The sequence below is a fragment of the Ekhidna lutea genome (genome assembly GCF_900188325.1).
GTDB lineage: Bacteria > Bacteroidota > Bacteroidia > Cytophagales > Cyclobacteriaceae > Ekhidna > Ekhidna lutea.
The window spans coordinates 537,355-556,136 of the sequence record NZ_FZPD01000003.1; the positions used below are offsets into that span (position 1 = coordinate 537,355).

29 protein-coding genes are annotated in these 18,782 nt (G+C 40.6%); all 29 read left to right on the plus strand.

Annotation, left to right across the window (positions count from 1 at the left end):
• Entirely contained in the window at window positions 1-4,311 is a 4,311-nt protein-coding gene (gene rpoC / locus CHB71_RS10135) for a DNA-directed RNA polymerase subunit beta' (RefSeq protein ID WP_089356792.1), read from the plus strand.
• Window positions 4,312-4,315: 4 nt separating this feature from the next.
• Window positions 4,316-4,657 carry a DUF3467 domain-containing protein gene (locus CHB71_RS10140; RefSeq protein ID WP_089356793.1) on the plus strand — a complete coding sequence of 114 codons (342 nt, stop codon included), beginning with the start codon at window positions 4,316-4,318 and terminating at the stop codon, window positions 4,655-4,657.
• Between the two features lie 119 nt (window positions 4,658-4,776).
• The gene (gene rpsL / locus CHB71_RS10145) at window positions 4,777-5,151 is read left to right on the plus strand and encodes a 30S ribosomal protein S12 (RefSeq protein WP_089356794.1); all 375 of its coding nucleotides are present in this window, start codon (window positions 4,777-4,779) and stop codon (window positions 5,149-5,151) included.
• Between the two features lie 12 nt (window positions 5,152-5,163).
• Window positions 5,164-5,631 (plus strand): 30S ribosomal protein S7, encoded by a 468-nt coding sequence (gene rpsG / locus CHB71_RS10150; protein WP_089356795.1) that lies wholly within the window; start codon window positions 5,164-5,166, stop codon window positions 5,629-5,631.
• A gap of 8 nt (window positions 5,632-5,639) precedes the next feature.
• Window positions 5,640-7,748, plus strand: coding sequence for an elongation factor G (gene fusA / locus CHB71_RS10155; RefSeq protein ID WP_089356796.1), 2,109 nt, complete (start codon window positions 5,640-5,642; stop codon window positions 7,746-7,748).
• An 11-nt stretch (window positions 7,749-7,759) separates the two neighbouring features.
• Entirely contained in the window at window positions 7,760-8,065 is a 306-nt protein-coding gene (gene rpsJ, locus CHB71_RS10160) for a 30S ribosomal protein S10 (RefSeq protein WP_089356797.1), read from the plus strand.
• Window positions 8,066-8,238: 173 nt separating this feature from the next.
• Window positions 8,239-8,871: a 50S ribosomal protein L3 gene (rplC, locus tag CHB71_RS10165; RefSeq protein ID WP_089356798.1), complete on the plus strand. Its 633-nt coding sequence runs from the start codon at window positions 8,239-8,241 to the stop codon at window positions 8,869-8,871.
• A gap of 2 nt (window positions 8,872-8,873) precedes the next feature.
• Complete coding sequence (gene rplD / locus CHB71_RS10170; protein WP_089356799.1) at window positions 8,874-9,500, plus strand: 50S ribosomal protein L4; 627 nt, start codon at window positions 8,874-8,876, stop codon at window positions 9,498-9,500.
• A gap of 1 nt (window position 9,501) precedes the next feature.
• A complete protein-coding gene (rplW, locus tag CHB71_RS10175) occupies window positions 9,502-9,789 on the plus strand; it encodes a 50S ribosomal protein L23 (RefSeq protein ID WP_089356800.1) in 288 nt (95 codons plus the stop codon).
• A 9-nt stretch (window positions 9,790-9,798) separates the two neighbouring features.
• Complete coding sequence (gene rplB / locus CHB71_RS10180) at window positions 9,799-10,620, plus strand: 50S ribosomal protein L2 (protein ID WP_089356801.1); 822 nt, start codon at window positions 9,799-9,801, stop codon at window positions 10,618-10,620.
• Window positions 10,620-10,898, plus strand: a complete 279-nt coding sequence (rpsS, locus tag CHB71_RS10185) for a 30S ribosomal protein S19 (RefSeq protein ID WP_089356802.1) — start codon at window positions 10,620-10,622, stop codon at window positions 10,896-10,898. Before rplB ends, rpsS begins: the two co-directional genes overlap by 1 nt.
• A gap of 8 nt (window positions 10,899-10,906) precedes the next feature.
• Window positions 10,907-11,377, plus strand: coding sequence for a 50S ribosomal protein L22 (gene rplV / locus CHB71_RS10190; protein ID WP_089356803.1), 471 nt, complete (start codon window positions 10,907-10,909; stop codon window positions 11,375-11,377).
• The gene (gene rpsC, locus CHB71_RS10195; RefSeq protein ID WP_089356804.1) at window positions 11,377-12,105 is read left to right on the plus strand and encodes a 30S ribosomal protein S3; all 729 of its coding nucleotides are present in this window, start codon (window positions 11,377-11,379) and stop codon (window positions 12,103-12,105) included. Before rplV ends, rpsC begins: the two co-directional genes overlap by 1 nt.
• 18 nt (window positions 12,106-12,123) lie before the next feature.
• Complete coding sequence (gene rplP, locus CHB71_RS10200) at window positions 12,124-12,546, plus strand: 50S ribosomal protein L16 (protein WP_089356805.1); 423 nt, start codon at window positions 12,124-12,126, stop codon at window positions 12,544-12,546.
• Window positions 12,546-12,758 (plus strand): 50S ribosomal protein L29, encoded by a 213-nt coding sequence (rpmC, locus tag CHB71_RS10205; RefSeq protein WP_089356806.1) that lies wholly within the window; start codon window positions 12,546-12,548, stop codon window positions 12,756-12,758. Before rplP ends, rpmC begins: the two co-directional genes overlap by 1 nt.
• A 9-nt stretch (window positions 12,759-12,767) precedes the next feature.
• A complete protein-coding gene (gene rpsQ / locus CHB71_RS10210) occupies window positions 12,768-13,022 on the plus strand; it encodes a 30S ribosomal protein S17 (protein WP_089356807.1) in 255 nt (84 codons plus the stop codon).
• Complete coding sequence (gene rplN, locus CHB71_RS10215; protein ID WP_089356808.1) at window positions 13,022-13,390, plus strand: 50S ribosomal protein L14; 369 nt, start codon at window positions 13,022-13,024, stop codon at window positions 13,388-13,390. The genes rpsQ and rplN overlap by 1 nt, the downstream gene beginning before the upstream one ends.
• 2 nt (window positions 13,391-13,392) lie before the next feature.
• The gene (gene rplX, locus CHB71_RS10220) at window positions 13,393-13,725 is read left to right on the plus strand and encodes a 50S ribosomal protein L24 (RefSeq protein ID WP_089356809.1); all 333 of its coding nucleotides are present in this window, start codon (window positions 13,393-13,395) and stop codon (window positions 13,723-13,725) included.
• A complete protein-coding gene (rplE, locus tag CHB71_RS10225; protein ID WP_089356810.1) occupies window positions 13,718-14,272 on the plus strand; it encodes a 50S ribosomal protein L5 in 555 nt (184 codons plus the stop codon). The genes rplX and rplE overlap by 8 nt, the downstream gene beginning before the upstream one ends.
• 6 nt (window positions 14,273-14,278) lie before the next feature.
• Window positions 14,279-14,548, plus strand: coding sequence for a 30S ribosomal protein S14 (gene rpsN / locus CHB71_RS10230; RefSeq protein WP_089356811.1), 270 nt, complete (start codon window positions 14,279-14,281; stop codon window positions 14,546-14,548).
• Window positions 14,549-14,629: 81 nt separating this feature from the next.
• Window positions 14,630-15,028, plus strand: coding sequence for a 30S ribosomal protein S8 (gene rpsH, locus CHB71_RS10235; RefSeq protein WP_089356812.1), 399 nt, complete (start codon window positions 14,630-14,632; stop codon window positions 15,026-15,028).
• Window positions 15,029-15,038: 10 nt separating this feature from the next.
• Window positions 15,039-15,590, plus strand: coding sequence for a 50S ribosomal protein L6 (gene rplF, locus CHB71_RS10240; protein WP_089356813.1), 552 nt, complete (start codon window positions 15,039-15,041; stop codon window positions 15,588-15,590).
• A 6-nt stretch (window positions 15,591-15,596) separates the two neighbouring features.
• The gene (gene rplR, locus CHB71_RS10245; RefSeq protein ID WP_089356814.1) at window positions 15,597-15,944 is read left to right on the plus strand and encodes a 50S ribosomal protein L18; all 348 of its coding nucleotides are present in this window, start codon (window positions 15,597-15,599) and stop codon (window positions 15,942-15,944) included.
• 13 nt (window positions 15,945-15,957) lie between these two features.
• Window positions 15,958-16,476: a 30S ribosomal protein S5 gene (gene rpsE, locus CHB71_RS10250; RefSeq protein ID WP_089356815.1), complete on the plus strand. Its 519-nt coding sequence runs from the start codon at window positions 15,958-15,960 to the stop codon at window positions 16,474-16,476.
• A gap of 4 nt (window positions 16,477-16,480) precedes the next feature.
• Window positions 16,481-16,660 carry a 50S ribosomal protein L30 gene (gene rpmD / locus CHB71_RS10255; RefSeq protein ID WP_089356995.1) on the plus strand — a complete coding sequence of 60 codons (180 nt, stop codon included), beginning with the start codon at window positions 16,481-16,483 and terminating at the stop codon, window positions 16,658-16,660.
• 2 nt (window positions 16,661-16,662) lie between these two features.
• Window positions 16,663-17,112, plus strand: coding sequence for a 50S ribosomal protein L15 (gene rplO, locus CHB71_RS10260; protein WP_089356816.1), 450 nt, complete (start codon window positions 16,663-16,665; stop codon window positions 17,110-17,112).
• Window positions 17,112-18,419, plus strand: a complete 1,308-nt coding sequence (gene secY / locus CHB71_RS10265; RefSeq protein ID WP_089356817.1) for a preprotein translocase subunit SecY — start codon at window positions 17,112-17,114, stop codon at window positions 18,417-18,419. Before rplO ends, secY begins: the two co-directional genes overlap by 1 nt.
• Window positions 18,419-18,637 (plus strand): translation initiation factor IF-1, encoded by a 219-nt coding sequence (infA, locus tag CHB71_RS10270; RefSeq protein WP_089356818.1) that lies wholly within the window; start codon window positions 18,419-18,421, stop codon window positions 18,635-18,637. The genes secY and infA overlap by 1 nt, the downstream gene beginning before the upstream one ends.
• Window positions 18,638-18,665: 28 nt before the next feature.
• Window positions 18,666-18,782, plus strand: a complete 117-nt coding sequence (gene rpmJ, locus CHB71_RS10275) for a 50S ribosomal protein L36 (protein WP_089356819.1) — start codon at window positions 18,666-18,668, stop codon at window positions 18,780-18,782.

An 18,782-nucleotide genomic window follows, 5' to 3' on the forward strand; every position in this document is an offset into this window, starting at 1 on the left:
ATGGCGTTCAGAAAAAACAAAAAAATCCACAACGACTTCTCAAAGGTTACTATCAGCCTTGCTTCTCCGGAATCAATCCTGGAAAGCTCGCATGGTGAAGTAACTCAGCCGGAAACCATTAACTACAGGACTTATAAGCCTGAGATGGGCGGCCTTTTCTGTGAGCGAATTTTCGGTCCGGTAAAAGACTGGGAGTGTCACTGTGGAAAATATAAAAGAATCCGTTACAAAGGCATCATCTGTGATAGATGTGGTGTTGAAGTAACAGAGAAAAAAGTACGTAGAGAGCGAATGGGACACATCGAATTGGTGGTACCTGTTGCTCATATCTGGTATTTCAAGTCTTTACCAAATAAAATTGGTTACCTACTTGGCGTACCAACTAAGAAGTTGGATCAGATCATTTATTATGAACGATACATCGTGATCCAGCCGGGAGTTAAAGAAGAAGACGGAATCGCAAGACTCGATTTTCTGACTGAGGAAGAGTACCTTGACATTCTTGACAAGCTTCCTCGCGAAAACCAAATGTTGGATGATGATGATCCAAACAAGTTCATCGCTATGATGGGTGCTGATGCACTCGAAATGCTTTTGGCAAGAACTAAATTGGACGAACTTTCTTACGAATTACGTCACCAGGCAGCAACCGATACTTCTCAGCAGAGAAAAGCGGAAGCATTGAAACGATTGAGGGTAGTTGAGGCATTCAGAGATGCGAAAACTCGAATCGATAACAGACCTGAGTGGATGATCGTGAAGATGGTTCCGGTAATCCCACCAGAATTGAGACCATTGGTGCCATTGGATGGTGGTCGATTTGCTACTTCTGACCTGAACGACTTATACAGAAGAGTAATTATTCGAAACAATCGTCTGAAAAGACTGATAGATATTAAAGCTCCTGAAGTAATCCTTCGAAATGAGAAGAGAATGCTTCAGGAAGCAGTGGATTCACTTTTCGATAATTCAAGAAAAGTAAACGCTGTTCGATCTGATGGAAACAGAGCATTGAAGTCTTTAAGTGATATGCTTAAAGGTAAGCAAGGTCGTTTCCGTCAAAACTTATTAGGTAAAAGGGTTGACTATTCCGGTCGATCTGTAATCGTAGTAGGGCCTGAGTTGAAAATGCATGAGTGCGGTTTGCCAAAGAATATGGCGGCTGAGTTATTCAAGCCATTCATCATCAGGAAGTTGATCGAGCGTGGAATCGTTAAGACCGTAAAATCTGCGAAGAAAATTGTAGATAGAAAAGATCCTGTCGTTTGGGATATCCTTGAAAATGTATTGAAAGGACATCCGGTATTACTTAACAGGGCACCTACACTTCACAGATTAGGTATTCAGGCTTTCCAGCCAAAATTGATTGAAGGAAAAGCAATTCAGCTTCACCCGTTAGCTTGTACAGCATTCAACGCTGACTTTGACGGTGACCAGATGGCGGTACACGTTCCTCTTGGTCATGAGGCAATTCTTGAGGCTTCTTTATTGATGCTTTCTTCTCACAATATCCTGAATCCTGCAAACGGAGCTCCAATTGCGGTACCTTCTCAGGATATGGTATTGGGTCTTTACTACATTACTAAAGGTCGAAGAAGCACGGATAAGGAGAAAGTGGCTGGAGAGGGTAGAATTTTCTATTCTCATGAAGAAGTAATCATTGCTCTGAATGAAAAGCAGGTTTCTCAGCACGCTTACATAAAGGTGAGAACCAATGTGAGAAATGAGAAAGGCGAACTCGAGTCAAAAATTATCGAAACTGTTGCAGGGCGTGTACTTTTCAATGAGTCAGTACCAGAAGAAGTTGGTTTCGTAGATGAGCTTTTGACTAAGAAAAAGCTTCAAAAAATTATTTCCAATGTCTTCAAGATTGTAGGAATGGCCAGAACGGCTCATTTCCTTGATGATATCAAAGACCTTGGGTTTAAGATGGCTTATAAAGGTGGTCTTTCAATGGGACTTGATAACATCAACATCCCGGAAGAAAAAGAGAAGTTAGTAGCTCAGGCTAAAGAAGAAGTAGATGCTGTATGGCAAAACTATCTGATGGGTCTGATCACAGATAATGAGCGTTACAACCAGGTAATTGACATCTGGACAAGAACGAACACTATGCTGACCAACTCGTTGATGACGCAGATGGAAGAAGATGATCAAGGCTTTAACTCGATTTACATGATGATGCACTCTGGTGCAAGGGGATCGAGAGAGCAGATTCGTCAGCTTGGAGGAATGAGAGGATTGATGGCCAAGCCGCAGAAAAACCTTCAAGGTTCAGTTGGTGAGATCATTGAAAACCCAATTCTTTCAAACTTTAAAGAAGGACTTGATGTGATTGAGTACTTCATTTCGACGCACGGTGCGAGAAAAGGACTAGCGGATACAGCTTTGAAGACTGCAGATGCGGGATACCTAACAAGACGTCTCGTAGATGTGGCACAGGATGTTGTAATTAATGAAGACGACTGTGGAACATTAAGAGGACTTTCCGTTTCTGCATTGAAGGATAATGAAGAAGTGGTAGAAGCATTATCTGAAAGAATTCTTGGGCGAGTTTCAGTACATGATATTTATGATCCAATTACAGAAGAGTTGGTGATTGAATCTGGTGCTGAGTTTACAGAGGAGATAGCTGATTATGTTGATCAGTCCAGCATTGAAGAAGTTGAAATCAGATCGGTATTAACTTGTGAGACTCGTCAGGGAGTTTGTGCTAAATGTTATGGACGTAACCTTTCTACTGGTAAGATGTCACATGTAGGTGAGTCTGTTGGAGTTATAGCAGCCCAGTCTATTGGTGAGCCCGGTACTCAGCTTACACTGAGAACATTCCACGTAGGGGGTACTGCATCCAATATTGCCGTTGATGCAAACATCAAAGCGAAGTTTGATGGTGTGATTGAATTTGATGAGTTGAGAACAGTGAAATCGACCGATGACGATGGCAATAAGATCGAGGTAGTGATGGGACGTTCAGGTGAAATTAAGATCTTGGACGCTAAGAAAGAAAAAGTATTGATCTCCAACCACGTTCCTTACGGCGCAATCCTAAAGGTGAAAGATGGTGGTAAAGTGGCAAAGGGTGATGAACTCTGCTACTGGGATCCATATAATGCAGTGATCATGTCTGAGTTTGAAGGAACGACCTCATTCGACTCAATCATAGAAGGTGTTACTTTCAAGGAAGAGTCTGATGAGCAGACTGGGCACAGAGAGAAAGTGATCATCGATACAAAAGATAAGACGAAGAACCCTGCAATTGAGGTTGTTGGAAAAGATGGTTCTACTGAGAAAGCATATAACATTCCAGTAGGAGCACACTTAGCAGTTGAGGCTGGTGACAAGATCAAGCCAGGTCAGGTTTTAGCTAAGATTCCAAGAAAAACCGGTAAGTCGAGAGATATTACAGGGGGTCTTCCAAGAGTTACTGAGCTATTTGAGGCAAGAAATCCTTCGAACCCTGCTGTGGTGAGTGAAATTGATGGCGTGGTAGAGTACGGTGGAATCAAGCGAGGTAACCGAGAAATTTACATTGAGTCGAAAGACGGTGTGAAAAAACGTTACATGGTGCCACTTTCTAAGCACATTTTGGTTCAGGATAATGATTATGTGCGAGCTGGTGATGCACTTTCTGATGGAGCAATTACTCCGGCAGATATTCTAAAGATTAAAGGGCCAACAGCAGTTCAGGAATACTTGGTGAATGAAATTCAGGAAGTGTACCGACTACAAGGTGTGAAGATTAATGATAAGCACATCGAGGCGATCGTTCGTCAGATGATGCAGAAGGTTGTTATTGAGAATCCGGGAGATACAAGCTTCCTGACAAATCAGTTGGCTGATCGTTTTGCTTTCATGGAGGAAAATGACAGCATCCTTGATAAGAAGGTGGTTGTTGATCCGGGAGATTCTGCAAACTACAAAGCAGGTCAGATTATTGACGCCAGAAGTTTGAGAGATGAAATTTCTAACTTGAAGCGACGTGATTTGAAACCAATAGTGGTAAGAGATGCAGAGCCTGCAACGGGTAAACCAACACTTCAAGGTATTACACAGGCGTCACTTGGTACTGAGAGCTTCATTTCTGCAGCATCGTTCCAGGAGACTACCAAGGTACTAAGCGAAGCATCCATTAAAGGAAAAGCAGATACGCTTATTGGATTGAAGGAAAATGTGATTGTTGGGCACTTGATCCCAGCAGGAACTGGAATTAGAGAACACCAGAAATACATCGTAAATTCTCAGGAAGAATACGAAAAACTGGTATCCTCTAAAGAGGAGTTTGAATCGAAGGAAGTAGAAGAAGCTTAAGGTTATGAGCGACGATCAGAAAAAGAAAGACGATTCAAAGATTCAAAAGGATAATCAGATCAACATAGAGCTCTCGGAGGAAACTGCCGAGGGCATCTATGCTAATCTGGCCATGATTGCTCATTCGAGTAGTGAATTTGTTATCGACTTTATTCGACTGATGCCTGGTGTTCCTAAAGCCAAAGTAAAATCAAGAATTGTAGTAACTCCTGAGCATGCTAAAAGGCTTTTGAATGCCCTTCAGGACAATATCCAGAAGTATGAAGCCAACTTTGGGGAGGTTAAGCAAACAGAAGAAACACCAAAATTCCCGATGAATTTTGGCGGAACAATGGGGGAGGCATGAGCCACTCATTTACAGATTCTAAAAATATCCCCGTTAAATCATCTTTTAACTTTTTGATATAATCACAATATATCTATCTTTGCGTTCCCAAATTTTGGGACGATTAGAAATTATAGCGTATGCCAACTATACAACAATTAGTAAGGAAGGGTAGAAAGAAATTGACTTCAAAGTCTAAATCCCCAGCACTGGACTCTTGTCCACAGCGAAGAGGAGTATGTACGCGTGTATATACTACCACTCCTAAGAAGCCTAACTCTGCAATGAGAAAAGTAGCAAGGGTACGACTTACCAATGGGAAAGAAGTGAATGCTTACATTCCGGGAGAAGGTCACAACTTGCAGGAACACTCAATTGTTCTTATCAGAGGTGGTAGAGTAAAGGATTTACCGGGAGTAAGATACCACATCATTAGAGGTGCGTTAGATACTGCTGGAGTGAATGGACGTCTACAAAGAAGATCTAAATACGGCGCTAAGCGACCTAAAAAATAATTTTCAGGAGAAATGAGAAAAGCAAAACCAAAAAAGAGATACATCCTGCCTGATCCGATTTATCAGGACACACTTGTAACCAAGTTTGTTAACAATCTGATGTTGGATGGCAAGAAGAGTATTTCTTACAGTATTTTCTACAATGCAATCAATCAAGTAGAAGAGAAGACAGGTGAAAGTGGCCTTGAAACATGGAAGACGGCACTTAGTAACATTATGCCATCTGTAGAAGTAAAGGCAAGAAGAGTTGGTGGTGCCAATTTCCAGGTACCTATCGAAGTTCGACCAGACAGAAAAATCGCTCTTGGTATAAAATGGATGATCAAATACGCGAGACTAAGAGGTGAAAAAACCATGCAGGATCGATTGGCACAAGAAATAATCGCCGCATCAAAAGGTGAAGGAGCCGCTGTGAAGAAAAAAGATGATATGCACAGAATGGCAGAAGCGAATAAAGCATTCTCACACTTCAGATTCTAAGAACCAAAATGGCTAGAGACTTAAGACTTACAAGAAATATCGGTATCGCAGCACACATTGATGCCGGAAAAACTACAACCACTGAGCGTATCCTTTATTACGCAGGTATCAACCACAAAATTGGTGAAGTTCACGATGGTGGTGCTACTATGGACTGGATGGAGCAGGAGCAGGAAAGAGGTATTACAATTACTTCTGCTGCTACTACTGTATTCTGGAAGTATAAGGATGAGGATTACCATATCAATATTATTGATACTCCGGGACACGTTGATTTTACTGTAGAAGTAAATAGATCACTTCGTGTATTGGATGGTCTTGTATTCCTTTTTAGTGCGGTTGATGGTGTTGAGCCTCAGTCTGAAACAAACTGGAGACTTGCTGATAACTATAAAGTAGCTAGAATTGGATTCGTTAATAAAATGGACCGTTCTGGTGCTGACTTCTTGAAAGTTTGTAAGCAAGTAAAAGAGATGCTTGGAACGAAAGCTGTTCCTCTTCAATTGCCAATCGGTGCTGAAGACAACTTCAAAGGTGTTGTAGATTTAGTTGAGAATAAAGCCTATATCTGGAATGAAGAGGATATGGGAATGACTTTTGAAGAAATTGAAATTCCTGCTGACATGCAGGGTGAAGTAGATGAGTATAGAGAACATCTTGTTGAATCAGTAGCAGAATACGATGAGAACTTGATGGAGAAATACTTCGAAGATCCTGCTAGTATTACAAGAGATGAAATCGTAGCTGCTCTAAGAGCTGCAACTATTGACTTGGCTTTTGTGCCGATGCTTTGTGGTTCTGCTTTTAAGAATAAAGGAGTTCAGACACTATTGAATTACGTGATGGAATTACTTCCTTCACCATTGGATAGAGATAGCATCACTGGTACAAACCCAGACACTGAAGAACCAACTACAAGAAAGCCGTCAAGTGATGAGCCATTTTCAGCACTTGCATTTAAAATTGCGACAGACCCATTCGTAGGTCGTCTTTGCTTTGTGAGATCATACTCTGGCACACTAGAGTCCGGTTCTTACATATACAACACAAGAACAAGCAAGAAAGAGCGAATTTCTCGAATCTTTCAAATGCACGCCAACAAGCAAAACCAAATTGACAAACTTCACTGTGGAGATATTGGTGCGGTAGTTGGATTTAAAGACATCAAAACAGGAGATACACTTTGCAACGAGAAGGCCAAGATCGTTCTTGAATCAATGGTATTCCCTGATCCGGTTATCGGTTACGCTATTGAGCCTAAAACTCAAGCTGACGTAGATAAGCTTGGTATCGCAATTGGTAAATTGATTGAAGAAGATCCTACACTTCAGGTAGAAACTAACCATGAAACAGGTCAGACTATCCTGAAAGGAATGGGTGAGCTTCACTTAGATATTATTATTGACCGTCTGAAAAGAGAGTTCAAGGTTGAAATCAATCAGGGAGCTCCTCAGGTAGCATACAAAGAAGCAATTACTACATCTGTTGAACACAAAGAAGTTTACAAGAAGCAGTCTGGTGGGCGAGGTAAATTCGCAGATATTGTATTCGAGATCGGTCCAAAAGACGAAGATTACGAGCAAGGAGGCCTTCAATTCGTAAATGAAATTGTTGGTGGTGTTATTCCAAAGGAATTCATCCCTGCAATCCAAAAAGGATTTGAATCCGCAATGGTAAATGGTCCACTTGCAGGATATCCAATCGACAACATGAAAGTAAGACTATATCATGGATCATTCCACGATGTAGATTCAGATTCACTATCATTCGAACTAGCTGCTAGAGCTGGTTTCAAAGCAGCAGCTGCAAAATGTAGCCCAGTGATTCTTGAGCCGATAATGGCTGTAGAGGTAGTAACACCTGATGAGTACACAGGAACAATTACTGGTGACTTGAATAAAAGACGTGGTATCATGAAAGGAATGGATACAAGAGGAACTTCATCTGTGATTAAAGCAGATGTTCCATTGTCTGAACTTTTCGGATATGTAACAGACCTTAGAACCAATAGTTCAGGACGAGCTACAGCATCATTGACGTTCGCTCACTATGATCAGGTTCCTAAGAATATTGCTGAAGGTGTAATCGCTGAAGTTAAAGGCACAGCCAACGTATAAAGACATTTAAGATGAATCAAAAAATTAGAATAAAACTTAAGTCTTACGACCATAATTTGGTTGACAAGTCTTCTGAGAAAATTGTTCGAGCAGTAAAGACTACTGGAGCAGTCGTTAGCGGTCCAATCCCACTTCCTACTGTAAAGGAGAAGTTCACTGTTCTTAAGTCGCCTCACGTAAACAAAAAAGCAAGAGAGCAATTTCAGCTTTGTACCTATAAGAGGTTGGTAGACATCTACAGTAACAGTGCAAAAACAGTTGATGCATTGATGAAGTTGGAGTTACCTAGCGGGGTAGACGTAGAGATCAAAGTATAATACGATTTTAAATCGTCAGGGAGAACCAATTGGTCCATATCGATTGGTTCTTTTTTTGTCTAAAAAAATAAGCGAACAAAGTTTTTGTTCGGCAAGCGGATTTGCTATCTTTGCAGTCCTTTTCACGAAAAGTTTGCCTGAGAGGGTAATTAAAAGATATAAACGACTAGAAAATGCCTGGTTTAATAGGAAGGAAAGTAGGAATGACAAATGTCTTCGACGAAAATGGTAAGAGCATTGCTTGCACCCTCGTTGAAGCTGGTCCTTGCGTCGTAACTCAAGTTAAGAACGAAGAGACAGACGGTTATAAAGCTGTGCAGTTGGCATACGGTGAAAGAAAAGAAAAAAATACACCAAAAGCTCTACAGGGTCATTTTGCTAAAGCAAAGACTACTCCTAAGCTTAAGGTTGTGGAATTCAGAGATTTCAGATCTGAGTTTGATGATAAAGTGAAGTTAGGTAATGAAATCAAGATAGAAGACATCTTCAATGAGCAGGACTATGTTGATGCCATTGGTACTTCTAAGGGAAAAGGTTTTCAGGGGGTTGTAAAGAGACACGGTTTTGGAGGAGTAGGTCAGGCAACTCACGGTCAGCACAACAGAATGAGAGCTCCGGGTTCAATTGGTGCTGCATCTTTCCCATCAAGAGTATTCAAAGGGATGAAAATGGCGGGAAGAACTGGTGGAGATAGAGTAAAAACTCTAAACCTAAGAGTATTAAAAGTATATCCTGAGAAAAATTTGGTTCTGATTTCAGGTGCCATCCCGGGAGCAAAAAATTCATTCGTAATACTTGAAAAGTAATCATGAAGGTAGCTGTATTAAATATTAAAGGAGAGGAGACAGGACGAGAAATCAACCTGGACAAAAGCATCTTTGGCATTGAGCCTAACGAGCATGCTGTCTACCTTGATGTAAAAAACTACTTGGCCAACCAACGACAAGGTAATGCTAAGACCAAGGAGCGTGGAGAGATCGTAGGATCTACCAGAAAGATCAAGAAGCAGAAAGGAACAGGTACAGCAAGAGCGGGTAGTATCAAGTCTCCTATTTTCAGAGGCGGGGGTACCATCTTTGGTCCCAAGCAAAGAGACTATGGCTTTAAGCTGAATAAGAAAGTGAAAAAACTTGCTCGCAAGTCAGTTCTTTCTTCAAGAGCAAAAGAAAAAGCAATTCAAATCTTAGAAGACTTCACATTTGAAGCACCTAAGACAAAAGAATTTATCAGCATTCTTAATAGTCTTTCGGTATCAGATAAGAAATCATTGTTGCTGGTAAGTGACAAAAACAAAAATGTATTCTTGTCTTCTCGAAATCTTAAGAAAGCACATGTATCAACTGTTGATGAAGTGAATACTTACGATTTGATCAACGCTGAGCGTGTGATCATTTGTGAGGGTACACTTGAGCAACTAAAAGAAAGATTTAACTAAGATGGGAGTTTTAATTAAACCATTAGTTACTGAGAAAGTGTCTTCGCTCAATGAGCATGGTCAGTACGGATTTGTAGTTGCCAAAGATGCTAACAAGGTTCAGATAAAGACTGAAGTTGAAAAAACTTACGGTGTTACTGTTGAATCTGTTAATACAATGATCCAACCGGGTAAATCGAAAAGAAGATATACCAAATCAAGGGTTATTGAAGGAAGAACCCCAGCTTATAAGAAGGCAATTGTGCAGGTAGCTGAGGGCGATATAATCGATTTTTATAGCGGAATATAACAAACAGAAATGGCTGTAAAAAAACTTAAACCGACTACCCCAGGACAGAGATACAGAATGGCTCCTGTCTTTGATGATGTTACTAAGTCCACTCCAGAGAGGTCTTTGGTAACTACATCTAAAAGAAATGGTGGTAGAAATAATCAGGGTCGAATGACCGTGCGAAATGTGGGAGGTGGTCACAAGCGTAAGCTAAGAATCATTGACTTCAAAAGAGACAAGCATGGCATCCCTGCTACAGTAAAAGCAATTGAATACGATCCGAACAGATCTGCAAGAATTGCATTGCTGTACTATGCTGACGGTGAAAAACGATACATTCTGGCACCAGCTGGTTTGGAGGTTGGAACGGTGATTAATTCGGGCAAAGGAGTTGCTCCTGAAGTTGGAAATACACTTTTTCTGTCTGACATCCCTCTAGGTACAATTATCCATAATATCGAGCTGAAGCCTGGTAAAGGTGGTGTAATGGCAAGAAGTGCCGGTACATATGTACAACTAGTCGCAAGAGAAGGAAAGTACTCAACTGTTAAACTTCCTTCAGGTGAAATGAGATTGGTTCTCAATACTTGCCTTGCTACTATTGGTACGGTTTCTAATTCAGATCACATGAGTGTTCGTCTTGGAAAAGCTGGTCGAAATAGATGGTTAGGTAAGAGACCTAGGGTTAGAGGTGTGGCAATGAACCCAGTAGATCACCCAATGGGTGGTGGTGAAGGAAGGTCATCAGGAGGACACCCTAGATCTAGAAACGGTCTGTACACGAAAGGTATGAAGACCCGTAAGCCAAATAAATATTCTGATAAGCAGATAGTTAAACGTAGGAAATAATGTCAAGATCATTAAAGAAAGGGCCTTATATAGACTTCCGTCTTGAGAAGAAAGTTGACGCGATGAGCGAATCAGGTAAGAAGTCAGTGATCAAAACCTGGTCACGACGTTCTATGATATCTCCTGATTTTGTAGGTCACACTTTCGCTGTACACAATGGAAATAAATTCATCCCTGTTTTTGTAACAGAAAACATGGTAGGTCATAAACTTGGTGAGTTTGCTCCTACGAGAAACTTTAGAGGACATATTGCCAAGAAGGATAAAGGTAAAAGATAAGAGCACCTATGGAAGCTGAAAAGAAACTTAAGAAATCAGTACGAATCAGGCTTCAAAAAGAAGCTGATAAGAAGTTCCGTGAAGAGAATAAAGGAAAGTTAGGTGCAGTTAAGTCTTCACTTAGGAATGTTCCAACTTCTCCACGTAAGATGAGACTCGTTGCTGACATGATTAGAGGTGAGCGAGCTAATATAGCTCTTAATATTCTTCGCTTTGATTCACATCAGGCCTCAATTACCTTGGAAAAGCTTTTACTAACAGCTATTGCTGATTGGCAAATGCAAAATGAGGACATCAGCATTGAAGAAGCGGATTTATATGTGAAAGAAATCTATGTGGATAGCGCTCGAATGTTAAAGAGACTAAGACCGGCTCCACAGGGTAGGGCTCACAGGATCAGAAAGAGATCAAATCATGTGACTATCGTCGTTGATAATCACAATCAGGATACTAAAGAAACTAAAGAAAGCAACAAATAATGGGACAAAAAGTACACCCAGTTGGATTTAGATTAGGCGTTATCAAAGGGTGGGATTCTGCCTGGTTCGATAGTAAGTCTTACGCTGACAAACTTGTTGAAGACAACAAAATTCGTAAGTACATCGCTGCTCGTATGCCAAAAGGAGGCATATCTAAAATAGTGATTGAACGAACGCTTAAAAGAATAACTCTTACAGTTCATACTGCTCGTCCGGGTGTGGTGATTGGTAAGGGGGGATCTGAAGTCGATAAGATCAAAGAAGAGTTGAAAAACTTGACTGGTAAAGATCTTCAGATCAATATTTTTGAAATCAAAAGACCTGAGTTAGATGCGAAGCTGGTAGGGGAGTCTATCGCACAGCAGCTACAAGCAAGAATCTCTTTCAGAAGAGCTATGAAGCAGTCAATTGCTTCTTCTATGCGAGTAGGAGCTCAGGGAATCAAAATCAAATGTTCTGGTAGATTGGGTGGTGCAGAGATGGCACGAAGTGAGCAGTATAAAGAAGGGAGAATTCCTTTGCATACGCTTAGAGCAGATATTGATTACGCTATTACTGAAGCTCACACCATTTACGGAAAGATTGGTATTAAGGTGTGGATATTCAAAGGAGAGGTGTTTGGTAAGAGAGATCTTTCACCAAACGTAGGTCAAGCAGGTGGTGGAAACAATGCACCTGGTGGTGGAGCGCCGAACAGAAGGCGAAGAGAAAATAGAAGAAGAAAGTAAAAGTTTTGTAAAAGCATCATGTTACAGCCAAAACGAACGAAATTTAGAAAAATGCAAAAAGGCCGAGTGAAGGGTCTTGCCAATCGTGGGCATAGACTTGCATTCGGAACTTTTGGAATCAAGGCAATGGAGCCAGGATGGATCACTAGCCGGCAGATAGAAGCTGCAAGGATTGCCATGACCAGAGCGATGAAAAGGGAGGGTCAGGTATGGATCCGGATTTTTCCTGACAAGCCTGTGACTAAGAAGCCTGCAGAGGTAAGAATGGGTAAGGGTAAGGGAGCGCCAGAATATTGGGTAGCTACTGTTAAGCCTGGTACCGTACTATTCGAAGCAGCAGGTGTAGATATCGAATTGGCTAAAGAAGCTTTACGATTGGCTGCACAAAAACTGCCAATCTCTACAAAATTCACATTAGCAAAAGATTATAAGCCAGAGTAATGAAAAATTCTGAATTAAGAGGATTGAGTCTGGACGAGCTGAAAAACAAGCTTGCAGTAGAAAAGGAAAACTATGGTAAACTTAAGTTTGCACATAGTATTACACCTATCGAAAACCCAATGAAAATTCGAGAGAATAGAAAATTGGTGGCAAGAATTCAGACAGAAATAAAGGCCAAGGAATTAAATCAAGTTGCTGAAGCAAGCAAATAATTTTCAGTAATGGAAAGAAATCTAAGAAAAGAAAGAATCGGACAAGTGGTGAGCAATAAAATGCAGAAAAGCATCACTGTGGCTGTTGAGCGAAAAGTAAAGCACCCGATCTACGGAAAATTTGTGAGAAAAACCACTAAGCTCACAGCTCATGACGAGAAAAACGATTGCAATATTGGAGATACTGTAAAAGTGATGGAAACTCGACCTATGAGCAAAAGCAAAAGATGGAGATTGGTTGAAATTATTGAAAGAGCAAAATAATGGTACAGCAGGAGTCAAGATTATCGGTTGCGGACAATAGCGGCGCTAAAGAAGTGCTTGTGATCCGTGTGCTTGGTGGCACTAAGAAGCGATATGCTTCTGTTGGTGACAAAGTGATTGTGACTGTTAAGCATGCACTTTCATCAAGTAGTTTGAAAAAAGGAACTGTCTCACGAGCCGTTGTAGTAAGAACGAAAAAAGAAGTTCGAAGAAAAGATGGAAGCTATATCCGATTTGAGGATAATGCAGCTGTACTTCTTACTGCCAACGATGAGCCTAGAGGAACCAGGATTTTCGGTCCGGTTGCGAGAGAGCTTAGAGAAAAGCAGTTCATGAAAATTGTATCATTAGCACCAGAAGTACTTTAATAATGGACAAGGTAAAATTTCACATAAGAAAAGGTGACACGGTAAAGATTATTGCCGGTAACGATAAAGGAAAAACCGGTAAAGTACTGGAAGTGAACACTGCTAAGTATAGAGCAATCGTAGAGGGAGCTAACATGGTAACAAAACATGTGAAGCCATCTGCTGCTAACCCGGAAGGCGGAATTCAGGAAACTGAAGCTGCTATTCATCTTAGCAACCTTATGGTAGTAGATCCATCATCTGGTGATGCTACCAGAACTGGAAGAAAGAAAAATGCAGATGACAAGCTGCAGAGATATTCAAAAAAATCAGGAGAATTTATCACGAATGGCTAGTCCTAGATTAAAAGAAAAATACAGGGAGGAAATCGTTCCTCAATTGAAGGATAAGTTTCAGTACAGCTCTGTTATGCAGGTGCCGAAACTGACTAAGATCGCCATCAATAAAGGAATTGGCGCTGCTGTATCTGACAAAAAATTGGTAGATGTAGGAGTAGAAGAACTTACGATGATCACTGGTCAGCAAGCTATTCCTACAATCGCTAAGAAGTCCGTTTCCAACTTTAAGTTGAGAGAAGGAATGCCAATTGGAGCAAAAGTGACGCTTCGTGGTGATAAAATGTATGAATTTCTTGATCGTTTGGTAACTGTAGCGCTACCACGAGTAAGAGATTTCAAAGGAATTAGAGAAAAAGGATTTGACGGAAGGGGTAATTACACACTAGGTGTGGAAGAACAAATTATTTTCCCTGAAATCAGTATCGATAAAGTAAACAAAATCACAGGTATGGACATCACGTTTGTGACAACTGCACAAACTGATGAAGAGAGTCTTGAGTTATTGAGATCTCTTGGTATGCCGTTTACTTCTAAGAAGAACTAAGAAATTATGGCTAGAGAAGCAGTAAAAGCGAGAGAAAGAAAAAGAGAGAAGCTTGTTGCAAGATATGCTGAGAAAAGAGCCGCTTTAAAAGAAGCAGGTGATTACGAAGCATTAGACAAGCTACCAAGAAACTCTTCAAAAGTAAGATTACACAATAGATGTAAGCTTACGGGTAGACCAAAGGGCTACATGAGGAGATTTGGTATCTCAAGGGTGACATTCAGAGAGATGGCATCACAAGGAAAAATACCAGGAGTAACAAAAGCTAGCTGGTAGTTTAAATCTTCCTTTCGTTTCAAAATATAAATTATTATTTTTGCACCCCCTTTTTCAGAGGGGGATAAGTGTGTTTAAGAAATGGTAACAGACCCGATAGCAGATTATTTAACCAGGATTCGCAACGCAATAGGAGCGAACCATCGTGTAGTAGAGGTGCCTGCTTCTAATTTAAAGAAGGAGATCACTAAGGTATTACACAGTAAGGGCTTCATCAGAAACTACAAGTTTGAGGATGATAACAAGCAAGGGATCATCAAGATCGCTTTAAAGTACAATCCACAAACAAAACAGTCAGCGATAACTAGCCTGGAGCGCGCAAGTACACCAGGTCTTAGAAAGTATGCTGGTGCTGAAGCTCTGCCAAGAGTATTAAACGGTCTTGGTATCGCAATTTTATCTACATCGAAGGGTGTGATTTCTGATAAAGAAGCACGTCGTGAGAATGTAGGTGGAGAAGTTTTATGTTACGTGTATTAATAGAATTGAGATGTCAAGGATAGGAAAAGCACCAATAAATTTACCAGAGGGAGTAGCAGTTACTGTAGATAAAAATACAGTGAATGTAAAAGGTCCTAAAGGTGAACTGACTCAGCAAATTGATCCGGATATCACCTTTAAGGTGGAAGACGGAGTTGTGACCGTAGAGCGTCCAACTGAGCAGAAAAGACATAAAGCCCTACATGGCCTTTACCGTTCATTGGTAAACAACATGGTTGAAGGTGTGAACACGGGATTCAAGAAGGAGATGGAACTCGTAGGGGTAGGTTATAAGGCAGCCGTGCAGAATAATGTATTGGAGCTGAACCTTGGATATTCTCACAGTATTTATTTCGCTGTACCAGAAGAAATTAAAGTTTCTGCTGAAACAGCTAAAGGACAAAATCCAAAAGTGATTGTAGAAGGAATCGACAAGCAGTTAGTTGGTCAGATTTCAGCAAAAATCAAATCACTTAGAAAAGTGGAGCCATACAAAGGAAAAGGTATCCGCTTTATTGGAGAGCATGTTAGAAGAAAAGCTGGTAAAACTGCTGCTAAATAATAAGACATGGCAATTACTAAAACGGCAAGAAGAAAAAGACTTAGACTGGGTATCAGAAGAAAAATTTCTGGTACAGCAGAGAGACCTAGAGTTTCTGTATTCAAAAGTAACAAGGGTATATACGCTCAGTTGATTGATGATGTAAATGGTAAAACATTAGCATCAGCATCTACTAAAGAGCTTGGAAAGCAAAACTTAAACGTAGAGGTTGCTAAGGAAGTGGGCAAGAAGCTAGCTGAGAATGCAAAAAGTGCGGGTATCGAATCAGTAGTTTTTGATAGAGGCGGATATCCATACCACGGTCGGGTTAAGTCCTTGGCTGATGGTGCTCGAGAGGGAGGTTTAAAATTCTAAGGAAACAGAAATTATGTCACAGAGCAATATAAGATCTATAAAAGCAAGTGAAATCGACCTTCAGGAGCGAGTAGTTGCGATCAAAAGAGTAGCGAAAGTAGTAAAAGGTGGTCGTCGATTCAGTTTCTCAGCTATCGTAGTTGTAGGGGATGGAAACGGTGTGGTAGGTTATGGTTTGGGTAAAGCAAACGAGGTAACTGACGCAATCACAAAAGGAATCGATGACGCAAAGAAAAATCTCGTGAAAGTGCCTGTATTTAAAGGTACTGTTCCTCACGATGCATTAGGTAAGTTCGGGGGTGGATTGGTGCTTCTTAAGCCAGCTGCTCCTGGTACTGGAGTAATTGCCGGTGGTGCGATGCGTGCGGTATTGGAGAGTGCGGGCGTGCATGATGTACTTGCTAAATCAAAAGGATCATCTAACCCACATAATGTGGTGAAAGCAACTTTTGATGCGCTTAATAAAATGAGAGATCCATTTGCTGTAGCTCAGCAAAGAGGTGTGTCTTTAGATAAAGTTTTCAATGGCTAAGACAATGGGAAAAGTATTAATCACACAGAAGAGAAGTACGATCAAGCGTCCTAAAAACCAACAAAAAACAATTGTTGCTTTAGGTCTTGGTAAAATCAATAAGTCCGTTGAAAAGGAATTAAATCCTTCGATTGAAGGAATGATCAAAACGGTGAATCACTTAGTAGAAGTTAAAGAGCTGTAAACATGAGACTTGAATCATTAAAGCCTGCAGAGGGCTCAACAAAGAATAGAAAGCGAATCGGTAGAGGTCAAGGCTCTGGAAGAGGTGGTACATCTACGCGAGGACACAAAGGCGCTCAGTCTAGATCAGGATACTCTCGAAAAACAGGATTTGAAGGAGGACAGATGCCTCTTCAAAGAAGGGTTCCTAAGTTTGGTTTCAAAAACAACAACAAAGTTGTTTCTAAACCAATCAACCTGGATGACCTGCAAAAGCTAAGTGAAGCGAAAAAACTAAAAGAAGTTACGCTTGAGATCCTAATTGAAAACGGTCTTGCTCAAAAAAATGATATCATCAAAGTTTTGGGTAGAGGCGAATTGAAAGCAGGACTTAAAGTTACAGCACACAAATTCTCAAAGACAGCTCAGGAAGCTATTGAGAAAGCTGGTGGATCAATTACTGTAGTTGAATAATGAAGAAATTCATAGATACCATACGAAACATATTTTCCATTGAGGAACTAAGAACCAGAATCCTAAATACGATAGGATTTTTGGTAATTTTCAGAATTGGTTCTTTCGTGGTACTTCCAGGAGTGGATCCATCCAAGCTTACCGGACAAGCGTCAGGTATTTTTGGATTGCTAGATACGTTCTTAGGTGGAGCATTTAGTAATGCATCAGTGTTTGCACTTGGTATCATGCCATATATCTCTGCATCAATTGTATTACAGCTGATGACAGTGGCTGTTCCTTACTTCCAAAAGCTTCAGAAAGAAGGAGATAGCGGAAGGAAGAAAATTAATCAGCTTACAAGAGTTTTAACAATCGCCATTTGTATGGCGCAGGGCTTTAGCTACGTTTCAGCTGCTATCGAGCCAACAGCCATTCTGGATAACTCATTCTTTTTCAAGTTTACTTCAGTGATCATCCTTACTTCAGGTACGATCTTTTGTATGTGGCTTGGTGAGAAAATCACTGATAAAGGTATCGGAAATGGTATCTCTATGCTCATCATGATTGGGATCATTTCAAGGTTCCCTGGAAGTATTGCTGCTGAGGCTATCACCAGAGGGATGAGCGAAATGTTGCTTTTCATCCTTGAGTTAGTAGCATTATTCTTTGTTGTACTTGTGACAGTAGCATTAGTGCAGGCAGTACGAAGAGTACCTGTGCAGTATGCGAAACAGGTAGTCGGTAACAAAGTATACGGTGGACAGAGACAGTACATTCCATTAAAGGTGAATGCTTCTGGTGTAATGCCGATCATCTTTGCACAATCCATTATGTTCCTTCCAGCTATGTTGGCAGGCCTATGGAGAGAAGAGAGCGATTTCGCAAACTACATTGGTACTACCTTTTCAGATTTTACTTCATGGCAGTACAATTTGACCTTTGCGATAATGATTATCGTATTCACATTCTTCTACACTGCCATCACAATCAATCCTAACCAGATTGCAGATGATATGAAAAGAAATGGCGGTTTTGTGCCAGGCGTTAAGCCAGGTAAACAAACCGGTGATTTTCTAGATAATATTCTTTCAAGAATCACTTTACCAGGAGCGATTTTCCTTGCGATCATCGCTATCCTTCCTGCATTCGCAATGATTGCAGGTGTAAATCAGGGCTTTGCTCAGTTTTACGGAGGAACGTCACTATTGATTATGGTGGGTGTAATTCTTGATACCCTTCAGCAGATTGAGAGCTACCTGCTCATGAGGCACTATGAAGGTATGATGAAATCAGGTAGAGTTAAAGGAAGAACTCAGGCAGCATAATGGCAAAACAAGCATCCATAGAACAAGACGGAACGATCGTGGAAGCATTGTCAAACGCAATGTTTAGAGTAGAACTTGAAAATGGTCATGAGGTGATCGCGCATATCTCTGGAAAGATGAGAATGCATTACATCAAGATTTTACCTGGAGATAAGGTAAAGTTGGAAATGTCGCCATATGATTTAACAAAAGGAAGAATAGTTTATCGCTATAAATAACAGTCTAAGACTGAAAAAGTAAATAGAAATGAAAGTAAGAGCATCCGTTAAAAAACGAAGCGTTGATTGCAAGGTGATTAGGAGGAAAGGGAAGCTTTATGTAATCAATAAAAAGAATCCAAAGTTTAAACAAAGACAAGGATAA

Excerpts from the sequence above, each read along its gene's own strand:
- rpoC (WP_089356792.1), top strand. The coding sequence starts at position 1 with ATGGCGTTCAGAAAAAACAAAAAAATCCACAACGACTTCTCAAAGGTT.
- CHB71_RS10140 (WP_089356793.1), top strand. The coding sequence starts at position 4,316 with ATGAGCGACGATCAGAAAAAGAAAGACGATTCAAAGATTCAAAAGGAT.
- rpsL (WP_089356794.1), top strand. The coding sequence starts at position 4,777 with ATGCCAACTATACAACAATTAGTAAGGAAGGGTAGAAAGAAATTGACT.
- rpsG (WP_089356795.1), top strand. The coding sequence starts at position 5,164 with ATGAGAAAAGCAAAACCAAAAAAGAGATACATCCTGCCTGATCCGATT.
- fusA (WP_089356796.1), top strand. The coding sequence starts at position 5,640 with ATGGCTAGAGACTTAAGACTTACAAGAAATATCGGTATCGCAGCACAC.
- rpsJ (WP_089356797.1), top strand. The coding sequence starts at position 7,760 with ATGAATCAAAAAATTAGAATAAAACTTAAGTCTTACGACCATAATTTG.
- rplC (WP_089356798.1), top strand. The coding sequence starts at position 8,239 with ATGCCTGGTTTAATAGGAAGGAAAGTAGGAATGACAAATGTCTTCGAC.
- rplD (WP_089356799.1), top strand. The coding sequence starts at position 8,874 with ATGAAGGTAGCTGTATTAAATATTAAAGGAGAGGAGACAGGACGAGAA.
- rplW (WP_089356800.1), top strand. The coding sequence starts at position 9,502 with ATGGGAGTTTTAATTAAACCATTAGTTACTGAGAAAGTGTCTTCGCTC.
- rplB (WP_089356801.1), top strand. The coding sequence starts at position 9,799 with ATGGCTGTAAAAAAACTTAAACCGACTACCCCAGGACAGAGATACAGA.
- rpsS (WP_089356802.1), top strand. The coding sequence starts at position 10,620 with ATGTCAAGATCATTAAAGAAAGGGCCTTATATAGACTTCCGTCTTGAG.
- rplV (WP_089356803.1), top strand. The coding sequence starts at position 10,907 with ATGGAAGCTGAAAAGAAACTTAAGAAATCAGTACGAATCAGGCTTCAA.
- rpsC (WP_089356804.1), top strand. The coding sequence starts at position 11,377 with ATGGGACAAAAAGTACACCCAGTTGGATTTAGATTAGGCGTTATCAAA.
- rplP (WP_089356805.1), top strand. The coding sequence starts at position 12,124 with ATGTTACAGCCAAAACGAACGAAATTTAGAAAAATGCAAAAAGGCCGA.
- rpmC (WP_089356806.1), top strand. The coding sequence starts at position 12,546 with ATGAAAAATTCTGAATTAAGAGGATTGAGTCTGGACGAGCTGAAAAAC.
- rpsQ (WP_089356807.1), top strand. The coding sequence starts at position 12,768 with ATGGAAAGAAATCTAAGAAAAGAAAGAATCGGACAAGTGGTGAGCAAT.
- rplN (WP_089356808.1), top strand. The coding sequence starts at position 13,022 with ATGGTACAGCAGGAGTCAAGATTATCGGTTGCGGACAATAGCGGCGCT.
- rplX (WP_089356809.1), top strand. The coding sequence starts at position 13,393 with ATGGACAAGGTAAAATTTCACATAAGAAAAGGTGACACGGTAAAGATT.
- rplE (WP_089356810.1), top strand. The coding sequence starts at position 13,718 with ATGGCTAGTCCTAGATTAAAAGAAAAATACAGGGAGGAAATCGTTCCT.
- rpsN (WP_089356811.1), top strand. The coding sequence starts at position 14,279 with ATGGCTAGAGAAGCAGTAAAAGCGAGAGAAAGAAAAAGAGAGAAGCTT.
- rpsH (WP_089356812.1), top strand. The coding sequence starts at position 14,630 with ATGGTAACAGACCCGATAGCAGATTATTTAACCAGGATTCGCAACGCA.
- rplF (WP_089356813.1), top strand. The coding sequence starts at position 15,039 with ATGTCAAGGATAGGAAAAGCACCAATAAATTTACCAGAGGGAGTAGCA.
- rplR (WP_089356814.1), top strand. The coding sequence starts at position 15,597 with ATGGCAATTACTAAAACGGCAAGAAGAAAAAGACTTAGACTGGGTATC.
- rpsE (WP_089356815.1), top strand. The coding sequence starts at position 15,958 with ATGTCACAGAGCAATATAAGATCTATAAAAGCAAGTGAAATCGACCTT.
- rpmD (WP_089356995.1), top strand. The coding sequence starts at position 16,481 with ATGGGAAAAGTATTAATCACACAGAAGAGAAGTACGATCAAGCGTCCT.
- rplO (WP_089356816.1), top strand. The coding sequence starts at position 16,663 with ATGAGACTTGAATCATTAAAGCCTGCAGAGGGCTCAACAAAGAATAGA.
- secY (WP_089356817.1), top strand. The coding sequence starts at position 17,112 with ATGAAGAAATTCATAGATACCATACGAAACATATTTTCCATTGAGGAA.
- infA (WP_089356818.1), top strand. The coding sequence starts at position 18,419 with ATGGCAAAACAAGCATCCATAGAACAAGACGGAACGATCGTGGAAGCA.
- rpmJ (WP_089356819.1), top strand. The coding sequence starts at position 18,666 with ATGAAAGTAAGAGCATCCGTTAAAAAACGAAGCGTTGATTGCAAGGTG.